Raw genomic sequence first — 19846 nt, forward strand, 5'->3', positions numbered from 1 at the left:
ACACAATCGTTAACAGACGATTGTTTTGCCGCCTTAATATGCGGTAAAACTACACTTCGCCCTCTCGCAACACACCACGCACCATAACTGGGCACCATAACAGTGCATAGCAACCCGCTTGCAACCAATATTGTGCAATGTTACATATTCACATCCTTGCAAAACAGTAGGTTGAAAACCTGGCATGATTTTTCCATGTTGCGGCTTACTGATGCAGGGGACTGCCCCATGGATAAACAAGGAAATGCTATGAAGTCGATTTTGAAAGTTTCACTGGCTGCACTGACCCTGGCTTTTGCGGTTTCTTCCCACGCCGCTGATAAGAAACTGGTCGTTGCGACCGACACCGCATTCGTTCCTTTCGAATTTAAACAAGGCGACAAATACGTCGGTTTTGATATCGATTTATGGGATGCCGTAGCAAAAGAATTAAAACTGGATTACACCCTCAAGCCAATGGATTTCAGCGGCATCATTCCTGCGCTGCAAACTAAAAACATTGACCTGGCACTGGCGGGTATCACCATCACCGAAGAACGTAAAAAAGCGATCGAATTCTCTGACGGCTATTACAAAAGTGGTCTGTTAGTGATGGTTAAAGCTGACAACGACTCAGTAAAAAGCGTGAAAGATCTCGACGGTAAAGTGGTTGCGGTTAAGAGCGGCACCGGTTCTGTTGATTACGCGAAAGCCAACATCAAAACTAAAGACCTGCGTCAGTTCCCGAACATCGACAACGCATACATGGAACTGGGCACCAACCGTGCTGATGCAGTTCTGCACGACACTCCAAACATCCTGTACTTCATCAAAACTGCAGGCCAGGGCAAGTTCAAAGCTGTTGGTGACTCTCTGGAAGCACAGCAATACGGTATCGCCTTCCCTAAAGGTAGCGATGATCTGCGCGTGAAAGTGAACGGCGCACTGAAAACATTGAAAGAGAACGGCAAGTACAACGAAATCTACAAAAAATGGTTCGGCACTGAGCCAAAATAATAATTCTAAAGTTTTATGAGTGACTCAGGGGCGACCATTTTCGCCCCTGCTATTTTTGAACCACGGTACTTAATAGGAATAAAATCATGGAGTTCGACTGGAGTGCCATTTGGCCTGCAATCCCGCTTTTGATTGAAGGCGCCAAAATGACTTTGCTGATTTCGGTCATCGGGTTGTTTGGCGGTCTGATAATTGGTCTGGTCGCCGGTTTCGCCCGTACTTACGGCGGCTGGATTGCCAACCACATCGCATTAGTATTTATTGAAGTGATTCGCGGTACGCCGATTGTCGTACAGGTGATGTTTATTTACTTCGCTTTGCCAATGGCGATCCCTGACCTGCGCATTGATCCGTTCAGCGCCGCCGTCGTCACCATTATGATCAACTCCGGTGCTTATATTGCGGAAATTACCCGGGGTGCGGTGCTGTCGATTCATAAAGGTTTTCAGGAAGCGGGTTTGGCCCTCGGCCTGTCTAAACGCGAAACCATTCGCCATGTGATTATGCCGCTGGCGCTGCGCCGTATGCTGCCGCCATTGGGTAACCAGTGGATTATCAGCATTAAAGACACCTCGCTGTTCATCGTTATTGGTGTGGCTGAGCTGACCCGTCAAGGGCAAGAAATCATTGCAGGGAACTTCCGTGCGCTGGAGATCTGGAGCGCCGTTGCGGTCTTCTATCTGATTATTACTTTGGTGCTGAGCTTCGTGCTTCGTCGCCTTGAAAGAAGGATGAAAATCCTATGATTGAATTTAAAAATGTCTCTAAGCACTTTGGTAAAACCCAGGTGCTGCACAATATCGATCTCAACATCAAACAAGGTGAAGTAGTCGTCATTATCGGGCCGTCTGGCTCCGGTAAATCTACACTGCTGCGTTGCATCAACAAACTTGAAGACATTACCAGCGGTGACCTGTTTGTTGATGGGCTGAAGGTCAACGATCCGAAAGTTGATGAGCGGCTGATTCGTCAGGAAGCGGGAATGGTGTTTCAACAGTTCTACCTGTTCCCACACCTGACTGCGCTTGAAAACGTCGCCTTTGGCCCGATTCGGGTACGTGGCTTAAGCAAAGATGCCGCCGATAAACTGGCGAAAGAGTTGCTGGCAAAAGTGGGCCTTGCTGAGCGTGCGCATCACTACCCATCAGAGCTTTCCGGTGGCCAGCAGCAACGTGTAGCGATTGCTCGCGCGCTGGCGGTTAAGCCAAAAATGATGCTGTTCGATGAGCCAACCTCAGCCCTTGACCCTGAACTTCGCCACGAAGTACTGAAGGTTATGCAGGATCTAGCTGAAGAAGGTATGACGATGGTTATTGTGACTCACGAAGTGGGATTTGCCGCCAAAGTTGCCTCGCGCCTGATCTTCATTGATAAAGGCCGCATCGCTGAGGATGGCAATCCGCAAGAGCTGATTGATAACCCACCAAGCCAGCGCTTGCAGGAGTTTTTGCAGCACGTTTCCTGAGTATTACTCTCACCCTACCCCTCTCCCTCAGGAGAGGGCCGGGCTGAGAGGCAACTTCTCCAGATAATTCCTGTTTTCCCAACCACAAACACCCGCGCTCTATACTTATTCCTTTGTCTGACTTTTCAGTTCGGAGGAACGCCGTGCCGCTACTCTTGCTACTGCTGTGCATGTTTAGCTTTCAAACGCAGGCCGTCACTCTACCGGCTGCGGCAGTTGCCGCATCTGCCCAACAGAGTACGACCACTCCGCCCGCTGAACCCAATCTCGAAGAAAAAAAGAAGGCCTATAGTGCCCTGGCAGATGTGCTTGATAACTCGCAGTCGCGTGATGAACTGATTGGGCAATTGCGCAAAGTGGCCGCCACACCGCCGCCTGAACCGGTGCCTGCTATCGTTCCACCAGAACAATTAAGTGAAGACAAAACGGTTCTCGAAAATGTGACCGATGTAAGCCGCCACTACGGCGGTGAGCTGGCCCAGCGTTTTGCCCAACTGCACCGCAATATTACCGGTGCTCCACACAAGGCCTTCAACCAACAAACTTTTTATAATGCACTGACGCATTTTACGATGCTCGTCGTAAGTGTTTTTGCCTTTTACCTGGTGATACGCGCCTGCATGACGCCCATCTGGGCGCGCATGGGCAAGTGGGGGCGTAAAAAGAATCGCGACCGATCGAGTTGGTTTCATCTGCCGATGATGATTATCGGTGCGTTTATCATTGATTTGTTATTGCTGGCATTAACCATTTTCGTCGGGCAGATCTTTAGCGACATAATGAACGCAGGCAACCGCACTATCGCTCGCCAGCAAGGGCTATTTCTGAATGCCTTCGCGCTGATTGAATTCTTCAAAGCCATCCTGCGTTTAATTTTCTGCCCTCGATTTCCTGACCTACGCCCATTTCCGGTGCCCGATCAAAGTGCGCACTACTGGAACCTCCGCCTTGCGGGGCTAAGTAGCTTGATTGGTTACGGTATTTTGGTTGCAGTACCGATTATTTCTAATCAGGTAAACGTGCAGGTGGGCGCGATTGCCAATGTGGTGATTATGCTCTGCATCACCCTTTGGGCTCTGTATCTGATTTTCCATAACAAACGCCAGATTCAACAAAGTCTGATTCAATTAGCCGATCGCTCAATGGCGTTTTTCAGCCTATTTATTCGTGCTTTTGCACTGGTCTGGCATTGGCTGGCGAGCGTCTATTTCGTAGTGTTGTTTTTCTTTTCGCTCTTCGATCCGGGAAACAGTCTTAAATGGATGATGGCGGCGTCTGTGCATAGCCTGGCGATTATTGGCATCGCGGCGTTTATCTCGGGCATGTTGTCGCGCTGGCTTGCGAAAACCATCACCCTTTCACCGCAGGTGCAGCGCAACTATCCTGAACTGCAAAAACGCCTTAATGGGTGGATCTCCGCCGCTCTGAAACTGGCGCGAATTATGACAGTATGCGTGGCGGTAATGCTGCTATTAAACGCCTGGGGGCTGTTTGATATGTGGGCGTGGATTTCCAACGATGCCGGTGAGAAAACTATCGATATTATTATCCGCATCGTGTTAATTCTGCTGTTCTCAGCCGTAGGCTGGACTTTGCTGGCAAGCCTGATTGAAAACCGCCTGGCATCAGATATTCACGGTCGCCCGCTGCCCAGTGCCCGTACCCGCACTCTGCTGACACTGTTCCGCAACGCTCTGGCGGTGGTTATCAGCACCATCACTATCATGATTTTGCTTTCAGAGATTGGAGTGAATATCGCCCCATTACTGGCTGGGGCTGGCGCACTGGGTTTAGCCATTAGTTTCGGCGCGCAAACCCTGGTGAAAGATATTATTACCGGCGTCTTTATTCAGTTTGAAAATGGGATGAATACCGGTGATTTAGTCACCATCGGGCCAATTACCGGTTCCGTTGAACGCATGTCCATTCGTTCAGTAGGTGTGCGCCAGGATACCGGTGCTTATCACATCATTCCGTGGTCATCGATCACTACCTTTGCCAACTTTGTACGAGGCATTGGTTCGTTTGTCGCCAATTACGACGTGGATCGGCAGGAGGATGTTGATAAGGCCAATCGTATTCTGAGAGAGGCTGTAGATGAACTGATGGAACAGGATGACATTCGTAGGCTAGTGATTGGTGAACCGTCCTTTGCCGGGATTGTCGGCCTAACCAACCAGGCCTTTACCGTGCGCGTATCATTCACCACCCAACCTTTAAAACAGTGGTCGGTGCGATTTGCATTAGATGGGATGGTGAAGAAACACTTTGACGCGGCGGGGATTCGCCCGCCGGTACAAACCGTGCAGGTTATGCAGCCCGGCAGCGATACCACTCAGGCGCTTCAGGAGTCACAGGCAGCAGCGGGGGCACTGCCACCTGCCAATCCCACTATCTGACTATTTGTAACGCGTAGCGGCCCAACGAGCGCGTTGTGCGTCATTCATAAAGGTCCAGGCGATGAAGCGGCTCTGCTTCTGACCCTGGGCCATCTCTTTCTTCACGACTTTCTCAACGCCAGCTTCCTGCAATGCGCGGTAAATCAGAGGCAAATTCTCACCACGAGAAACTAATGAGGTAAACCATTGCACCTGACGGCCAAACTCTTTGCTTTCATTAACCATCTGAGTGACAAAGGCAACTTCGCCACCTTCACACCACAACTCTTGTTCACGACCACCAAAGTTCAACGCACCATTTTTATCCTGGCCGAGGTTTACGCGTTTACGTTCACTACCGCTGCGTGCAGCCTGTGCAGAGTCGTGGAACGGAGGGTTGCAAAGTGTGGCATCAAACATCTCATTTTTATGAATCACACCAGGCAGAATCGCGGTTGGCGTTTTCTGACGACGCAGCCGAATCAGACGAGAGAGCCCTGGATTAGCATCGATAATCGCCGTGGCGCTGCGCATTGCTTCAGGGTCCACATCGGTGCCGGTAAAGCGCCAGCCGTATTCGTGCTGGCCAATCAGTGGATAAATACAGTTCGCACCAACGCCTACATCCAACACCGAAGCCTGAGATGGCACCACACCGCCGTTACCTTCAGCCAATAAATCGGCCAGATGGTGAATGTAATCAGCACGGCCCGGTACCGGTGGGCAAAGAAAACCATCTGGAATACTCCACTCTTTTACGCCATAGAAGTGCGCAAGCAGCGCCCTATTCAGCGCTTTCACCGCCATAGGATCGGCAAAATCAACCGTGGTATCGCCATGCGGGCCAGGTCGTAAAAATGCGCTCAATTCCGGGCTGCTTTGCGTCAGAGCAGGGAAATCATAACGGTTACGATGGCGGTTGCGAGGGTGCAGACCCGGTTTAGTGGTGTCAGGGGTTTTCATTGCGGCTTCTCCTTGTGTGGGCGCGTAAGATACTCTGTGAACCCTGCGGGGTAAATACGCCGCGTGATTTTCGCCTGAGATAAATCAACATAAGGTGCGCTATGTCTAAACGCTATTACTACGAACCTGCCGATGGGCACGGTTTGCCACATGATCCGCTTAACGCCATTATCGGCCCACGCCCTATCGGCTGGATTGCTTCATATAACCAGCAGGGCGTACGCAATCTGGCACCCTACAGTTTCTTTAACTGTTTTAATTATCGCCCACCGATTATCGGTTTCGCCAGTAGCGGCTGGAAAGACAGCGTACGCAACATTGTTGAGACTAAAGAGTTCGTCTGGAATCTCACCACCCGTGAACTGGCTGAACAGATGAATGAAACTTCAGCCTCAATACCTCACGGTGAGGATGAGTTTCTCCGCGCAGGGTTAACCGCCGTTACAGGGCGTAAAGTCAAAGCAAGCCTCGTTGCGGAAAGCCCGGTCAACTTTGAATGCCGTTTGTCGCAGTGCATTCAGCTCACGGCTGCCGACGGTACGGCGATTGATACCTGGCTGGTGCTAGGTGAAGTGGTCGCGGTTCATATTGATGAATCACTGCTAAAAGATGGCATTTACCAGACGGCGCTGGCAAAACCGGTACTGCGAGCGGGCGGGCCATCAGCTTATTACACGATAGATGAGACTTACCGCTTCGATATGATTCGCCCTGACGCACGATAAAATCAGCAAAATCATAAGCCTGTATCTCACTGATCTGTAAGTATTTCGTCAAGTTTTGTCGTTCAAAAAATAAGCACAAGTCCATCAGTTTTTTGCGGCTATTGTTTATCACATAACACCTACACTTTTAGTGCTGATGGTTTTTTAATCGGCCCCCAAAAGCGATGAGGATGTGATTATGAAAAAATTTCTGTATTTTTCTGCGGTTGTCACCCTTGCGGCATTACCATTCGCAACCATGGCAGCCCAGGAATTGTCTGCGGGAAACACCGGTCAACTCCGCCCCGCAGGAACAGTCACTGTCACCGGTGCAAGCAATCTTGACGATCTACAAACCAAGCTTGGAGAAAAAGCGAAAGAAGAAGGGGCAAAAGGCTTTGTTGTTAACTCAGCTAGCGGCCAAAACAAGATGTTTGGTAGCGCAACTATTTATAAATAGCCCCAACAGGTTGACTCCCGGGGTATCAATGATAACGGTTTCCTTTTTGGAGACCGTTATTTTATTATTTCTTATAAATTGTAATTATTTCCACAATTAATAAACGTAGTAATTCCGAGCTATTCAATCGATTATTCCTTCCATTTCCACCTCTAATAATCATGTAAATTCGCTTGTGAAATTGAAATCACTTCTAAAATAAAAAAAATAAAGTGAGCGAGGACACAAAAAACAATAAAGCCGCCCCGGTTAAATAAAAAATGTGAGGTAGGAACATTATGGTTATCGGACAAATATCATAAGCTGTTATACAGCAATATTTGACTCTACTCGTTTCTTAACATTTTGCAGGGAGCAAAATCCATGAACCTTTTCACTCTACCTCGCCAATTACTTTGCGCTTCACTCATCATACTGTGTGCTACAGGCGCAAATGCTGCAGATAAGATAACCTTAAAACTGGCTCACAACCTGGAACGCAGCCATGTGGTACACCAGGCTTTTGAAGAACTTGCCAAAGAGGTACAACAACTTTCCGACGGTAATATGCGTATTCGTATTTATCCGAGCAGCCAGATGGGAAGTGCCAGAGAAACCCTGGAACTTTTGCAAAATGGCGCACTGGATATGACCAAAGGTTCTGCCAGTGATTTAGAATCTTTCGACAATACTTACGCTATTTATAATTTACCTTACTTATTTAAAGACCAGGCCCATTTTAATCGCGTGGTATTTGGTGAAGTAGGTAAAGAAATTATGGATTCAACAAAAGATAAAGGTTTCTTTGCTATTTCCGCTTATGTTGCAGGCACTCGTAGTTTCTATGCAAAAAAACCTATTACCAAACCTGAAGATTTAAAAGGGCTTAAAATTCGTGTCCAGGCAAGCCCCACTACACTCAAAATGGTTGAACTGATGGGCGGCTCGCCAACACCTATTTCATTTGGTGAAGTCTATACCGCCATGCAGCAAGGCGTGGTAGATGGCGCAGAAAATAACGTACCGTCATGGGTTCAGACTCGTCATATTGAAATTGCCAAAGTGTTCTCTGAAGATGAACACACCTCCATTCCTGACTTCCTTGTTATCTCGACTAAAACCTGGGCCAAACTCTCGCCCGAGCAGCAACAAATCTTGATTAGCGCCGCGAAAAACTCCGAAGCCTACCAGCAGAAACTGTGGGAAAAAGTCGATGCCGATTCGCGTGCCCAGGCAAAAGCAATGGGTGCAACTATCGTGAGCGTTGATAAAGCTCCATTCCGTGCTGCAGTAAAACCGCTTTATGACGACTTCGCTAAAGATCCAAAACAGGCAGCTTTGCTGGCTAAATTCGAAAACGCTGCTCCATGATTTTGGCGTTGTAGAGTAGGTATCTGCGGGTGAAGCAATTTCACCCGCTCAGGAACAGTTAATTTTCTCAGGTATGTAAACATGATACTTAAGCCCATAAAGCTTGCGGTAGACCGGACTATTGCCACTTTTTCGGTGTTGGTGATGATCGCTCTGGTTCTGTGCGTGGTGTGGCAAGTTTTCAGCCGCTATGTACTCAACCAACCCAGCACACTCACAGATGAACTGGCGCGTTTTCTGATGATATGGGTCGGTCTATTGGGCGCATCATATACGGTAGGTGCACAACGTCACCTTTCGATTGATTTCCTTGCCATGATGTTGCCGGACAACAAAAAGCCACTGCTTGGCATTCTCATCAATGCATTGATTCTTCTGTTTTCAGGGATGGTTATCGTCAATGGAGGGTTGAAGCTTATTGAAAAAACATTAGCCACTGCACAGCTCTCTGCGGCACTACAAATCCCGATGGGATATGTCTATATCGTGCTGCCGTTAAGTGGAGCAATCATGATGTTTTATTCACTCTATTTTATCCTGACTGACGCTCAGTCATTAATCAGCAAAGAGGGTCAATAATGGAAACGTATATCGCCCTCACCTTATTTGGCGCCTTCTTCGTTCTGGTGTTTATCGGGGTTCCTATCTCATTTGCAATTGGGATTGCCACTGTCAGCTCAATGCTAATCATGTTCCCATGGGATGTCGCTATCATCACCGTTTCCCAGCGTCTGGCGAACGGACTGGATAACTTCGCGTTGCTGGCCATTCCATTCTTTATCTTTGCCGGAACCCTGATGAACAGCGGGGGAATAGCTATACGCTTAATTAATCTGGCGCAGATTATGGTTGGTCGTATTCCGGGTTCATTGGGCCACGTTAACGTACTGGCAAACATGATGTTTGGTTCTATTTCCGGTTCAGCTGTTGCAGCAGCTGCTGCCGTTGGCGGCACGCTTTCGCCAATTCAAAACAAAGAGGGTTACGATCCGGCATTCTCGACTGCGGTTAACGTGTCATCCTGCATTACCGGGCTACTGATCCCACCGTCTAACGTTCTGATCGTTTTTTCACTCACTGCAGGTGGCGTATCGGTCGCTTCGCTGTTTATGGCCGGTTATTTGCCTGGCATATTAATGGGCCTGTCGATCATGCTGGTCTGCTGGATTATTTCCAAACGACGCGGTTACCCTGTATCAGCACGCCCTACCTGCGCGATGGCGGCAAAAGCGTTTCTTGATGCGCTGCCAAGTTTATTGCTGGTGATTATCGTCATGGGTGGGATTCTGGGCGGGGTATTTACTGCAACAGAAGCATCGGCAATCGCTGTGGTTTACACCTTTGTGCTTTCGGTTCTTATTTACCGTGAAGTGAAATGGCGCGACTTACCAAAACTCATCCTTGATTCCGTCGTCACGACATCAATTGTACTGTTACTGATTGGCTTTTCCGTTGGCATGTCCTGGGCAATGACCAACGCCGATATTCCGTACATGATTAGCGACACGTTAATGGGCATTTCAGATAATCCACTGATTATTCTGCTGCTTATCAACATCGTCCTGCTGATTGTCGGCATCTTTATGGACATGACTCCCGCGGTATTGATTTTCACACCAATCTTCCTGCCGATTGCCCAGGAGTTGGGTATGGACCCGGTTCATTTCGGTATCATGATGGTGGCAAACCTTTGTGTCGGCCTGTTGACGCCGCCGGTGGGTAGTGCGCTGTTTGTTGGCTGCTCCATCACTGGAGTTAAAATTCAGAACCTTATCAAACCACTGTTACCCTTCTACGCAGCCCTATTCGTCTCATTAATGATGATTACCTACATCCCGGAAATTTCCCTGTTTATTCCTAAACTTCTGGGATTAATGTAAACCCTAAATAAAAAACGGCTTTCGGGCCGTTTTTTATTTCTTCATTCGTAAAAAGAACGCGCAAGCGATTGCAGGCCAGACCTGTTCTATCTTATGAAAAAAAGTAGCAAAAGATGCGAAAAGCGAAGCGGGATCTGTGTCACAAAAATACGGATGATAATTCGCACGCTAATCATCACTCATTTCAATGAGTTACATTAGCTTCAAAAATTTTGAATAAGGTGGTCAATTCTATTCGATTTATTATTCTGCTTAAAAGTGTGACCATAATCACATCGACGGAACAACGTCACCTTAAACAGAATAACCTGCGAGAATTAATTATGAAAACCATCAAATATGCTGTAGCAGCCATCGCCCTTTCTACTCTTTCTTTCGGTGCTTTCGCTGCACAATCCATCAACCCATCTGAAGCTCAGAACTTAAATAAAGTGGGTGTGGTTTCAGCGGTTGGTGCAACAACTCTGGATGGACTGGAAGCCAAACTGGCTGCAAAAGCACAAGAAGCTGGTGCAAGTGCGTATTCCATCACTTCAGCTAACACTAACGGCAAGATGAGCGGCACTGCGGTTATCTACAAGTAGTTACACGTCATACTTCAAGTTGCAGACGCATTGATTGCAACTTGAATTATTTTGTGTAGCCCGAGCAATACCTGATACACCCTCATTTTGGAGCTCTGCTCCACCCTGTTTGACTCTGTTATAACCCTTGTTGCCCGCGACCATTTATCGCGGGCTTTTTTTGTCATTTTTCCGTCAAATTGCCGTTAATCAGAAGACCTGATTAACGCGGGCTAAACCTTCCTCATATGTCAAAGCTTCACCTGTTGCGACAAGACAACATGCCATCTGTGTTTTTAATGACTGCGGTACGGGTTCAACACCTGCAACGCAACGCTCAATCCAGCGGGCGGTCACTTCCGGATCTTTTCCAACAGGCAGAACCACTTCCTCGTCGCTGACTTCCGTCTGGCGCTCACTCACTACACGCGAGCCGAAGCTGTCGATATGTGTAATCTGCGGGCAACGTTGCGGGTTCGCGTACACTTCCCCTTCGGTTCCATGCATCAGCAAGCCACGGCCGCCAATATCGGCAAAGAATTTTGCGACTTTCGGGACATATTCAGGATGGGAAACACTGGCAAGACGCAATGCGGCATCTTCTTCAAATGGGGTCGCCAGTTTGGCAAGTGTATGCGCGCTGTTACGAACCCCCATACGCCAGCGCATTGCGAGCTGATCTTCCATCGGAGGGCAAAGCGCACTGACAGGAATATAAACCGGGTGATGGGATTCCAGTTTGGCTTGCGCCTGACCCGCATGTAACGTTGGTTCAATGCCCATCAGTGTAAAAATGGTTTCCGTTAATACACGCGTTGGATCGTGACTAACCCCATGCACGACCACCGGAAATCCAAGGCGATTAAGCAAGATAGCTAGCAATGGCGTGAGGTTCGCTTGTTTGCGAGCACCATTGTAAGAGGGGATAACAATTGGCATCGGTTTGTTGGCTGGAGGCGTAAGAGAAATCATGTGGTGCTTCATCGCGTCATAGAAACCGAGCATTTCCGCCTCGCCTTCCCCTTTGATTCGCAATGCAATCAGTACCCCACCCAACTCCAGTTCTGGTACTTCACCTCTGAGCATGTGGGCATATAAGCCACGAGCGGTGTCAAAATCCAGATCGCGAGCATGGTTCTTACCGCGCCCGACTTCTTTAATGATCTTACGGTAATCCACTCAGATTCTCCTTTCTATTTCTTGCTCACACGTTTGCGCCGTACCGTCTTTTTCGGCGTGGTATCAATCAGTTTAGCTGCTGGCGCCTCGGGTTGGCTGATTGGAAACACCGGTAACGCACCCAGTAAACGTTGACCATAATTTTTGGTCAACAGGCGGCGGTCATAAATCACGACCTCACCATAACAGCCATGACTACGAATTAAACGCCCAACTTGTTGAATAAGATTAAATGATGCACTGGGTAAGCTCTGCACTTCAAAAGGATAGCGTTTCAGGGTTTTTAACCATTCACCCTCAGTCAGCACCACAGGGCTGTCGATAGGCGGGAAAGCGATTTTATGGATATGTACCTGACTGAGTAAATCACCTTTTAAATCAAGCCCTTCAGCAAAAGATTGTAAACCAACCAGCACGCTGGTTTCGCCCTGCTCAACGCGTTTACGGTGCAGCTCCACCAGCCTGTAACGTGGCATATCCCCTTGCACCAGTAATGTCAGGCGCAAATCGGTGACATGCGTCAGGAATACCTGCATTGCACGGTTGCTGGCAAATAGCACCAGCATGCCTTTATGCTCACCTTTTGCCAGTTCAGCACGGAAAAATGCCGCCATTTCAGCCAGATGTCGAGCTTCGTTTTCCATGGTCGGCTCAACCGTTAACTGCGGAATCACCAGTTTCCCTTGCTCGACATGGTTAAATGGCGAGTCCAGCGCAATAAATCTGTCACCCGCATCTTCATCCAACCCACTCATCTCTTGCAGACGGTCGAATTTATTCAGCGAGCGCAACGTTGCGGAAGTCACAATCACATGCGGAACGTTGCGCCAGACCAGTTTTTCTAACTGATCGCACACACGAATTCCCACACAATGGAAATACAGATGCGGCTGCCCTTCGCGGATTTCACGCGTCACCCATTTCGACACAGGCGCTCCCGATGCCTGCTCCATTGCTGAAAGCCGCCACAGTTTGCTCTGCGTTTCGAAATAGCCTAACGCACGGTTCATGTGCAAAAGTGAGCGGTGCAAACGTACAATATCGTGTGTTCCGGTTTTTTCACCGAGATCGTTAAGCAAGGCCTCAGACAGACTGCGCAATCCTTCCATCAGCTTCGCCAGTCGCTTGCAAATCACCATGATTTCTTCGGGCAGAATGCCCATTTCAAAGCGATGTTCAGCTTCATGCTCGCCGGGTAACCACAACGAAACGATGTTGCTAAACGAACTCAGCAGTTCATGAATTTCATCGCAATGATTGGTCAGGCGTTCAGGATTCGTCAGTGGTGGCGGGCTTTTCGGGCGGAACTGAGCCATGCAGGTTTCGACCAGTTTGGTGAACAGATCAAACTGCAAGCGGCTGTAACCGGGGGTGACCTCGGCGCTCATTTCCAGCGCATCGCGAGCCACATCCGGCAGATGGTGGCCTTCATCTAAAATCAGCAACAGGTTTTTTGCTTCCGGTAGAACCGCGTCACTTTCCATCGCGGCCATGACCAGAGCGTGGTTGGCGACCACCACTTCAGCATCGTCTATTTCACGTCGCGCCACAAAGAACGGACATTCACGATACCAGTGACAATTACGCCCCAGGCAGCTTGCTTTATCAGTGCTCAGGCGTCGCCAGAGATCATCATCAATATTTTGCGAAGTGTGGTCACGTAACCCATCCCATTTGTAGGCATCTAGATCGGTCTTCAGTTTTACGCAACGCTGCTGTTCATCTTTGCTGGTTGGCGCCATTTCATCTTCGAGAAATGCCAGCAGATCGCCCTGAGAGGCATTGTCCGTCGCAAGGGCTGCAAGGTTGCGCGGGCAAACGTAACGCCCACGACCAAATGCTGCGGTAAATCTCAGGTCGGGAATAATTTTGCGCAACAGCGGCAAATCTTTGCTGAAGATTTGATCCTGAAGAGCAACGTTCGCGGTGCTGACTACCAGCGTTTTTTGCTCGCCGCGTGCAATAGCGATACCGGGGATCAGGTATGAAAGCGTTTTTCCCACGCCTGTTGGAGCCTCAATCGCCAGATGACGCCCCGCTTCACCCGCGAGCGTTTTCGCCACTTCGGCAATCATTTGCCGTTGCGGAGAGCGCGGAATAAAGTCTGGGATCTGCTGCTGTAGCGCCTTATACCAGGCGGCGATTTGCTCTTTTTGAGCGGAGGACAAGGCCATAAAAACCACTTTTACTGTATAAACAGCCACTATTGTCCCACTTTTTAAAGCCAGGCTGTATTGTTTTTTCGCAACCACTGTGAGCAAGCCTTGACTCATGACAAGGCGGCCTGCGGCGTACCTTCTCTATAATCGAGCCCGTTTATCCTCCACTGGTATCAAAAAATGGATTATCAACTTAATTTAGACTGGCCTGAATTCTTAGAAAAATACTGGCAAAAAAAGCCGGTCATCTTAAAAAATGCGTTTCCTGATTTTGTCGATCCGATTACTCCGGATGAATTAGCCGGTCTTGCCATGGAAGCAGAGGTGGATAGCCGACTGGTCAGCCATACTAATGGTCAATGGCAGGCCGCCAACGGTCCTTTCGAGCATTTTGACAACCTCGGTGATACTGGTTGGTCATTGCTGGCGCAAGCCGTTAACCACTGGCATGCACCCTCTGCTGAACTGGTGCGCCCGTTCCGCGTATTGCCAGACTGGCGTTTAGACGATCTGATGATCTCTTTCTCCGTACCTGGCGGCGGTGTTGGACCCCATATCGATCAATACGATGTGTTTATTATTCAGGGAATGGGTAGCCGTCGCTGGCGCGTGGGTGACAAACTGCCAATGCGCCAGTTCTGCCCACATCCTGCGTTGTTGCATGTTGATCCGTTCGAGCCAATCATTGATCAAGACCTGGAACGTGGCGATATTCTGTATATTCCACCGGGCTTCCCACATGATGGCTTCACTCACGAAACTGCACTCAACTACTCCGTCGGTTTCCGTGGGCCAAATGGCCGTGATTTGATCAGTAGTTTTGCTGATTACGCGTTGGAAAACGATCTGGGTGGCGAGCACTACAGCGATCCTGACTTAACCGTTCGCAAACATCCTGGCAAAGTTGAAGGCTACGAACTTAATCGCCTGCGTGACATGATGATGGAAGTCATCAGCCAGCCGGAAGATTTCAAGCAGTGGTTCGGCCGCTTTGTTACCACACCGCGCCACGAACTGGATGTCGCCCCCGCAGAGCCGCCATATCAGCAAGATGAAATCCTTGATGCGTTAATGGGTGGCGAAAACCTGACACGTCTGAGCGGTTTACGCGTGCTGAATGTTGACGGTGAGTTCTTCGTCAATAGCGAAGCAATGGAAGCGCCTGTTCCGGCAGCAGCGGACGCATTGTGCCGTTACACCACCCTTGGTCAAACAGAACTGGGCGACGCGTTAGAGAACCCGGAATTTGTTAACGTACTGACTGAGCTGGTTAATCAGGGCTACTGGTATTTCGACGACTAATTCTGATCCAATGTCTTAACGACAGATCTATAGCTTAGATAATTCGAGTTGCATCGCGGCGGCAAGAAAACGAGTCCCGATGAGCTTACATCAGTAAGTGATTCGGGCGAGTGAACGCAGTCAGCAAAGATGCGGCTTGAAGTATGAAGGGTATATGCCCAAAATAATTCGAGTTGCATCAAGGCGGCAAGAAAACGAGTCCCGATGAGCTTACATCAGTAAGTGATTCGGGCAAGTGAACGCAGTCAGCAAAGATGCGGTTTGAAGTATGAAGGGTATATACCCAAAATAATTCGAGTTGCATCGCGGCGGCAAGAAAACGAGTCCCGATGAGCTTACATCAGTAAGTGATTCGGGCAAGTGAACGCAGTCAGCAAAGATGCGGTTTGAAGTATGAAGGGTATATACCCAAAATAATTCGAGTTGCATCGCGGCGGCAAGAAAACGAGTCCCGATGAGCTTACATCAGTAAGTGATTCGGGCGAGTGAACGCAGCCAACAAAGATGCAGCTTGAAGTATGAAGGGTATAAATAGTTCACCAAAATTATCGCCACTGACTACATTTATACGGGGGCTTCCCGAGCAGATTGTGGGGATAACATGGCGCTTTATACCATCGGTGAAGTGGCTGTGCTTTGCGATATTAACCCCGTGACGTTGCGTGCCTGGCAACGACGTTATGGGTTATTAAAACCTCAGCGCACGGATGGCGGGCATCGCTTGTTTGACGATGATGACATCGAACGTATCCGTGAAATCAAACGCTGGATTGAAAACGGTGTTCAGGTCGGCAAGGTGAAAGCCTTATTGGGCTGCGAGCTTCAGGATCTGGAAAGCGGCTGGCGTGAGCGCCAGGAACTGCTGCTCCACCATTTGCAAAGCGGCAGCCCGAACCGATTACGTACCTGGATGGCTGACATTGGCCGTGATTATCCCGCAGAAACCCTCGTTCACCAGCTTTACACTCCCCTTCGCCGCCGCCTGCAATGCCATCAAGTCACATTGAACACCCTGCTTAGCCTACTGGACGGCGCGCTGATCAACTACATTGCGCTGTGCCTCGCCTCGGCGCGTAAACGCAGCGGAAAAGATGCGTTACTGGTGGGTTGGGACACGCCGGATACCACGCGCTTGTGGATGGCTGCATGGATGGCAATCCAGCAAGGTTGGCGTATTGATGTTCTGGCCCATCCGCTCCATCAACTGCGACCTGAGCTTTTTGCTCATCAGACATTGCTGGTGTGGTGTGGCGACACACCGACCACCCATCAGCTCGACCAACTGGAGCTTTGGCGCTGTGCAGGACTGCAAATTTTCCCACTGATGAGCAACGGGCAGTCGACCGAACACGCATAAGGCAAAGTTAATAGTTCATTAACAAGCCCGCTTCATCTTATAATCGCCTGCGTAACGTATGGAGCGGACATAAAGATGAAACTAAGTAAAATAGCCTTGGTGGGCGGCATGCTGGTAATGGCTATCGGCGGAATTGGCGGCGTGATGCTGATGGGTTATATCGTCATCCTTCATAACGCGTGATGTAGCGCAAAAGACGTTCAAACAGGCGGTCAATAACAATTGCCGCCATCGCGACCAGCACAGCCCCCTGAATCACATAGGCGGTGTTAAAACCGCTCAAGCCAATGATTATCGGCGAGCCTAAAGTGCTGGCACCAACGGTTGATGCAATCGCCGCAGTCCCGATATTAATAATCACCGAAGTGCGAATCCCTGCCAGAATCACCGGTGCTGCCAGTGGCAACTCAACTTTTCTCAACATCTGCCAGCGGCTCATCCCGGCGCCCAACGCAATCTCTTTAGTTGCTTCCGGCACTGAACCAATTCCAGCCAGTGTTCCTTGTAAAATAGGTAGCAAGCCGTATAGCACCAGGGCGATAATCGCAGGCTGCTGGCCAAACCCCATCACCGGCACGGCTATCGCCAATACCGCTACGGGCGGAAATGTTTGCCCGGCGGCGGCGATGGTTTCAACCAGCGATCGAAACTCCAGCCCCGCAGGCCGCGTCACTGCAATGCCAAGCCCCATACCAATAACAATCGCCACTACGCTTGAAACCCCAACCAGCATGAAGTGCTTTAACGCCAGCGCAATAAAACTATCTTGTTGATAAAGCGGCCTTTCCAGCTCTGGAAACAGCCAACTGAACAATGAGCTACTGTATGGCATCACCACCAGCAGTGCGATAAAGAGAGCAATCAACCACAGTAACGGATCACGTAACAGGCGCATTTTCACCTCGTAGCTCTTCACCGCGCACTAAATCACTAAAATGCAGTACGCCACAGGGTTCGCCTTGCTGATTTACTACCGGCAACTGTTGGCACTGGCGGTCAACAAACAGCGATAGTGCCTCACGCAGAGTGATCGTTTCACTGATCGGTTCGCCCTCTAAACGTTCCTGTGTTCGTACGCGATCTGCAACCTGGCGCAACGATAACAAGCGCACACCTGACTCGCTGCGACCAAAGAAGTCGCGTACAAAATCTGTCGCCGGGTGAGTTAACAACTCCAGCGGCGTACCTTGCTGAATCACCTTTCCCCCATCCATTAACACAATGCGGTCAGCAAGCGTCAGTGCTTCGTCGATATCATGCGTAACCAGCACAATGGTGCGTCCAAGCAGTTGGTGGATGCGAATAATCTCTTGCTGAAGCGCGCCGCGTGTTACCGGGTCTAACGCCCCAAACGGTTCATCCATCAGTAGCACTTCCGGGTCGGCCGCCAGCGCCCGCGCGACTCCCACACGTTGTTGTTGTCCGCCTGAAAGTTGATGTGGGTAACGGTCACGAAATTGCTCAGCTTCCAGACCGAGCAAAGCAAGCAATTCGTCAATACGCGAACTGATACGTGCTTTCGGCCATTTGAGCAGTTGCGGAACGGTGGCAATGTTCTGCGCAACGCTCCAGTGAGGGAACAACCCAATAGATTGAATCGCGTACCCCATACGGCGGCGTAGCGCTTTAGGGTCAAAATTGCGGATCTCTTCTCCGGCGAAGCGAATGCGCCCGGTATCATGTTCTACCAGGCGGTTAATCATTTTCAGCGTGGTGGATTTCCCGGAACCGGAAGTGCCAATCAGTACCGTAAATTCGCCTTCCTTGATGTTAAGCGTCAAGTCACTTACAGCGGCTTCACCCTGGAAGAACTTGCTGACATTTTCAAATTCGATCATGGCTGTTTTTCCTCAAGTAATGAGATAAACAGTTTAAAAAGCGCGTCGAGAATAACTGCCAGTGCAATAACCGGGATCACACCGAGCAAGACTAAATCCAACGCACTACTGAGTAAGCCCTGGAAGATAATCGCCCCAAAGCCACCAGCACCAATCAAAGCTGCAATCACCGTCATACCAATGGTTTGCACGCAAACTACGCGTAGACTGCGTAGCAAGACTGGCAATGCAAGCGGCACTTCGGCCTGCCAGAAAATCTGCCAGCGCGACATCCCCATACCCTCGGCACTTTCAATAATATTGCGTGGAACGTGCTGCAAACCTGCGACAACACCGCGCACCAATGGCAGCAAAGCGTATAACACCAGCGCGATGAGTGCCGGAGCCACACCAATCCCGCTTACTCCTAGCGAGCCGAGCCACGGAACTAACTTCACCAGTCCCGCCAGAGGCGCAATTAATAGCCCGAACAGTGCCACCGAGGGCACAGTTTGAATGACATTGAGCACCGAGAACACCGAAGACTGCCAGGCCGGACGGGAATAGCAAAACACGCCCAACGGCACACCGATTAACAGCGCTGGGAACAACGTGCCCAGCAGCAAAGCAAGATGGCGAGTCAACGCGTCATCAAACACATCCTGCCGGTTGGCATACTCTTTAAGCAGTGAAAGGTCGGAAAAAAAGCCGCTCCACAGCAGAGCTATCGGTATGAGCCAGACCTGCATATTGAGCAGTAAACGCCAGAGCGCATTGGGTGTCAGGCGGTTGATGGTATCGGCACAAAGTAGCAGGCACAGAGTTAAAGATAGCCATAATCCGCTACCAGGAGACGTTCGCGCAAGCGTGCTCCCTTGCGCAGCGAATTGTGAAGCGGTGTGCCCCATCATCCACAACATGGCGATAAACAACAGCTCGCCCGTAATAAACGTCAGTATCAATGACAGTCGCCGGGAAGGTGCCAGAGTCAGGCACGCCAGAATAAGTACTGGAAGAGAGAGAATCAGACCAACATGTTCAGGAAGCCGGCTAAGCGCGATAGACTCCCCGGAAACCAGGCGGTTGGGTGCAAAGTTGATAAATGGCAAAACTGCGCCTGCTACCACCAGTAAAACCACCAGCAGTAACAGGACGCGATTGTGAATTTTGAGCAAACAGACATCCTGTAATTGTTGTCTTGCCGGATGACGCCTGCGCTTATCCGACCTACTTCAACCTTTAGTGTGGATTAGCGTACGCGGCATCCACCAGA

At 49.7% G+C, this 19846-nt stretch carries 19 protein-coding genes; 13 read left to right on the top strand and 6 right to left on the bottom strand.

Annotated elements, in window-relative coordinates; all coding sequences use genetic code 11:
• The first annotated feature begins 249 nt into the window (after positions 1-249).
• From glnH to ybiO, 4 genes are all read left to right on the top strand, one after another.
• Complete coding sequence (gene glnH / locus IX31_RS06605) at positions 250-996, top strand: glutamine ABC transporter substrate-binding protein GlnH (RefSeq protein ID WP_034457213.1); 747 nt, start codon at positions 250-252, stop codon at positions 994-996.
• An 86-nt stretch (positions 997-1082) separates the two neighbouring features.
• Positions 1083-1742, top strand: coding sequence for a glutamine ABC transporter permease GlnP (glnP, locus tag IX31_RS06610; RefSeq protein ID WP_034456474.1), 660 nt, complete (start codon positions 1083-1085; stop codon positions 1740-1742).
• Positions 1739-2461, top strand: coding sequence for a glutamine ABC transporter ATP-binding protein GlnQ (gene glnQ, locus IX31_RS06615; RefSeq protein WP_034456475.1), 723 nt, complete (start codon positions 1739-1741; stop codon positions 2459-2461). The genes glnP and glnQ overlap by 4 nt, the downstream gene beginning before the upstream one ends.
• A gap of 143 nt (positions 2462-2604) precedes the next feature.
• Positions 2605-4860 carry a mechanosensitive channel protein gene (gene ybiO / locus IX31_RS06620; RefSeq protein WP_034456476.1) on the top strand — a complete coding sequence of 752 codons (2256 nt, stop codon included), beginning with the start codon at positions 2605-2607 and terminating at the stop codon, positions 4858-4860.
• Here ybiO and rlmF read toward each other — a convergent pair whose 3' ends face one another.
• Complete coding sequence (gene rlmF, locus IX31_RS06625; RefSeq protein ID WP_034456477.1) at positions 4861-5802, bottom strand: 23S rRNA (adenine(1618)-N(6))-methyltransferase RlmF; 942 nt, start codon at positions 5800-5802, stop codon at positions 4861-4863.
• A gap of 101 nt (positions 5803-5903) precedes the next feature.
• Between rlmF and IX31_RS06630 the strand changes: the two genes are divergently transcribed.
• The 6 genes from IX31_RS06630 to ybiJ all read left to right on the top strand — a co-directional run bounded on the left by IX31_RS06630 (position 5904) and on the right by ybiJ (position 10780).
• On the top strand, positions 5904-6527 hold the full coding sequence (locus tag IX31_RS06630) for a flavin reductase family protein (protein WP_034456478.1): 624 nt from the start codon (positions 5904-5906) through the stop codon (positions 6525-6527).
• Between the two features lie 178 nt (positions 6528-6705).
• Positions 6706-6966, top strand: a complete 261-nt coding sequence (mcbA, locus tag IX31_RS06635) for a DUF1471 family periplasmic protein McbA (protein ID WP_034456479.1) — start codon at positions 6706-6708, stop codon at positions 6964-6966.
• Between the two features lie 363 nt (positions 6967-7329).
• Positions 7330-8316, top strand: a complete 987-nt coding sequence (locus tag IX31_RS06640; RefSeq protein WP_034456480.1) for a TRAP transporter substrate-binding protein — start codon at positions 7330-7332, stop codon at positions 8314-8316.
• A gap of 81 nt (positions 8317-8397) precedes the next feature.
• Complete coding sequence (locus IX31_RS06645) at positions 8398-8895, top strand: TRAP transporter small permease (protein WP_034456481.1); 498 nt, start codon at positions 8398-8400, stop codon at positions 8893-8895.
• Positions 8895-10196 carry a TRAP transporter large permease gene (locus IX31_RS06650; RefSeq protein WP_034456482.1) on the top strand — a complete coding sequence of 434 codons (1302 nt, stop codon included), beginning with the start codon at positions 8895-8897 and terminating at the stop codon, positions 10194-10196. Before IX31_RS06645 ends, IX31_RS06650 begins: the two co-directional genes overlap by 1 nt.
• 323 nt (positions 10197-10519) lie before the next feature.
• Positions 10520-10780, top strand: coding sequence for a DUF1471 family protein YbiJ (gene ybiJ / locus IX31_RS06655; RefSeq protein ID WP_034456483.1), 261 nt, complete (start codon positions 10520-10522; stop codon positions 10778-10780).
• Between the two features lie 189 nt (positions 10781-10969).
• On the opposite strand, the gene ybiB is transcribed toward ybiJ, so the two are convergent.
• Both ybiB and dinG read right to left on the bottom strand, forming a co-directional pair.
• The gene (gene ybiB, locus IX31_RS06660) at positions 10970-11938 is read right to left on the bottom strand and encodes a DNA-binding protein YbiB (RefSeq protein ID WP_034456484.1); all 969 of its coding nucleotides are present in this window, start codon (positions 11936-11938) and stop codon (positions 10970-10972) included.
• Between the two features lie 14 nt (positions 11939-11952).
• The gene (gene dinG, locus IX31_RS06665) at positions 11953-14112 is read right to left on the bottom strand and encodes an ATP-dependent DNA helicase DinG (protein ID WP_034457215.1); all 2160 of its coding nucleotides are present in this window, start codon (positions 14110-14112) and stop codon (positions 11953-11955) included.
• Positions 14113-14277: 165 nt separating this feature from the next.
• Here dinG and IX31_RS06670 point away from each other — a divergent pair, with 165 nt between their 5' ends.
• The 3 genes from IX31_RS06670 (at position 14278) to IX31_RS23580 (ending at position 16939) form a co-directional block, all read left to right on the top strand.
• Positions 14278-15399, top strand: a complete 1122-nt coding sequence (locus IX31_RS06670; protein ID WP_034456485.1) for a ribosomal protein uL16 3-hydroxylase — start codon at positions 14278-14280, stop codon at positions 15397-15399.
• Positions 15400-16000: 601 nt separating this feature from the next.
• Positions 16001-16756, top strand: a complete 756-nt coding sequence (locus IX31_RS06675) for a MerR family transcriptional regulator (RefSeq protein ID WP_034456486.1) — start codon at positions 16001-16003, stop codon at positions 16754-16756.
• 75 nt (positions 16757-16831) lie between these two features.
• On the top strand, positions 16832-16939 hold the full coding sequence (locus IX31_RS23580) for a membrane protein (protein ID WP_034456488.1): 108 nt from the start codon (positions 16832-16834) through the stop codon (positions 16937-16939).
• Here the strand turns inward: IX31_RS23580 and IX31_RS06685 are convergent.
• The 3 genes from IX31_RS06685 to IX31_RS06695 are packed head-to-tail and all read right to left on the bottom strand — an operon-like array spanning position 16920 to position 19748.
• On the bottom strand, positions 16920-17651 hold the full coding sequence (locus tag IX31_RS06685; protein ID WP_034456490.1) for an ABC transporter permease: 732 nt from the start codon (positions 17649-17651) through the stop codon (positions 16920-16922). The genes IX31_RS23580 and IX31_RS06685 overlap by 20 nt on opposite strands.
• Complete coding sequence (locus tag IX31_RS06690; RefSeq protein WP_034456492.1) at positions 17635-18594, bottom strand: ABC transporter ATP-binding protein; 960 nt, start codon at positions 18592-18594, stop codon at positions 17635-17637. The genes IX31_RS06685 and IX31_RS06690 overlap by 17 nt, the downstream gene beginning before the upstream one ends.
• Entirely contained in the window at positions 18591-19748 is a 1158-nt protein-coding gene (locus IX31_RS06695) for an ABC transporter permease (protein ID WP_034456494.1), read from the bottom strand. The genes IX31_RS06690 and IX31_RS06695 overlap by 4 nt, the downstream gene beginning before the upstream one ends.
• Positions 19749-19846: the final 98 nt, after the last annotated feature.

Source organism: Buttiauxella noackiae (assembly GCF_000737905.1).
Lineage (GTDB): Bacteria > Pseudomonadota > Gammaproteobacteria > Enterobacterales > Enterobacteriaceae > Buttiauxella > Buttiauxella noackiae.

Excerpts from the sequence above, each read along its gene's own strand:
- glnH (WP_034457213.1), top strand. The coding sequence starts at position 250 with ATGAAGTCGATTTTGAAAGTTTCACTGGCTGCACTGACCCTGGCTTTT.
- glnP (WP_034456474.1), top strand. The coding sequence starts at position 1,083 with ATGGAGTTCGACTGGAGTGCCATTTGGCCTGCAATCCCGCTTTTGATT.
- glnQ (WP_034456475.1), top strand. The coding sequence starts at position 1,739 with ATGATTGAATTTAAAAATGTCTCTAAGCACTTTGGTAAAACCCAGGTG.
- rlmF (WP_034456477.1), bottom strand. The coding sequence starts at position 5,802 with ATGAAAACCCCTGACACCACTAAACCGGGTCTGCACCCTCGCAACCGC.
- IX31_RS06630 (WP_034456478.1), top strand. The coding sequence starts at position 5,904 with ATGTCTAAACGCTATTACTACGAACCTGCCGATGGGCACGGTTTGCCA.
- mcbA (WP_034456479.1), top strand. The coding sequence starts at position 6,706 with ATGAAAAAATTTCTGTATTTTTCTGCGGTTGTCACCCTTGCGGCATTA.
- IX31_RS06640 (WP_034456480.1), top strand. The coding sequence starts at position 7,330 with ATGAACCTTTTCACTCTACCTCGCCAATTACTTTGCGCTTCACTCATC.
- IX31_RS06645 (WP_034456481.1), top strand. The coding sequence starts at position 8,398 with ATGATACTTAAGCCCATAAAGCTTGCGGTAGACCGGACTATTGCCACT.
- IX31_RS06650 (WP_034456482.1), top strand. The coding sequence starts at position 8,895 with ATGGAAACGTATATCGCCCTCACCTTATTTGGCGCCTTCTTCGTTCTG.
- ybiJ (WP_034456483.1), top strand. The coding sequence starts at position 10,520 with ATGAAAACCATCAAATATGCTGTAGCAGCCATCGCCCTTTCTACTCTT.
- dinG (WP_034457215.1), bottom strand. The coding sequence starts at position 14,112 with ATGGCCTTGTCCTCCGCTCAAAAAGAGCAAATCGCCGCCTGGTATAAG.
- IX31_RS06670 (WP_034456485.1), top strand. The coding sequence starts at position 14,278 with ATGGATTATCAACTTAATTTAGACTGGCCTGAATTCTTAGAAAAATAC.
- IX31_RS06675 (WP_034456486.1), top strand. The coding sequence starts at position 16,001 with ATGGCGCTTTATACCATCGGTGAAGTGGCTGTGCTTTGCGATATTAAC.
- IX31_RS23580 (WP_034456488.1), top strand. The coding sequence starts at position 16,832 with ATGAAACTAAGTAAAATAGCCTTGGTGGGCGGCATGCTGGTAATGGCT.
- IX31_RS06685 (WP_034456490.1), bottom strand. The coding sequence starts at position 17,651 with ATGCGCCTGTTACGTGATCCGTTACTGTGGTTGATTGCTCTCTTTATC.
- IX31_RS06690 (WP_034456492.1), bottom strand. The coding sequence starts at position 18,594 with ATGATCGAATTTGAAAATGTCAGCAAGTTCTTCCAGGGTGAAGCCGCT.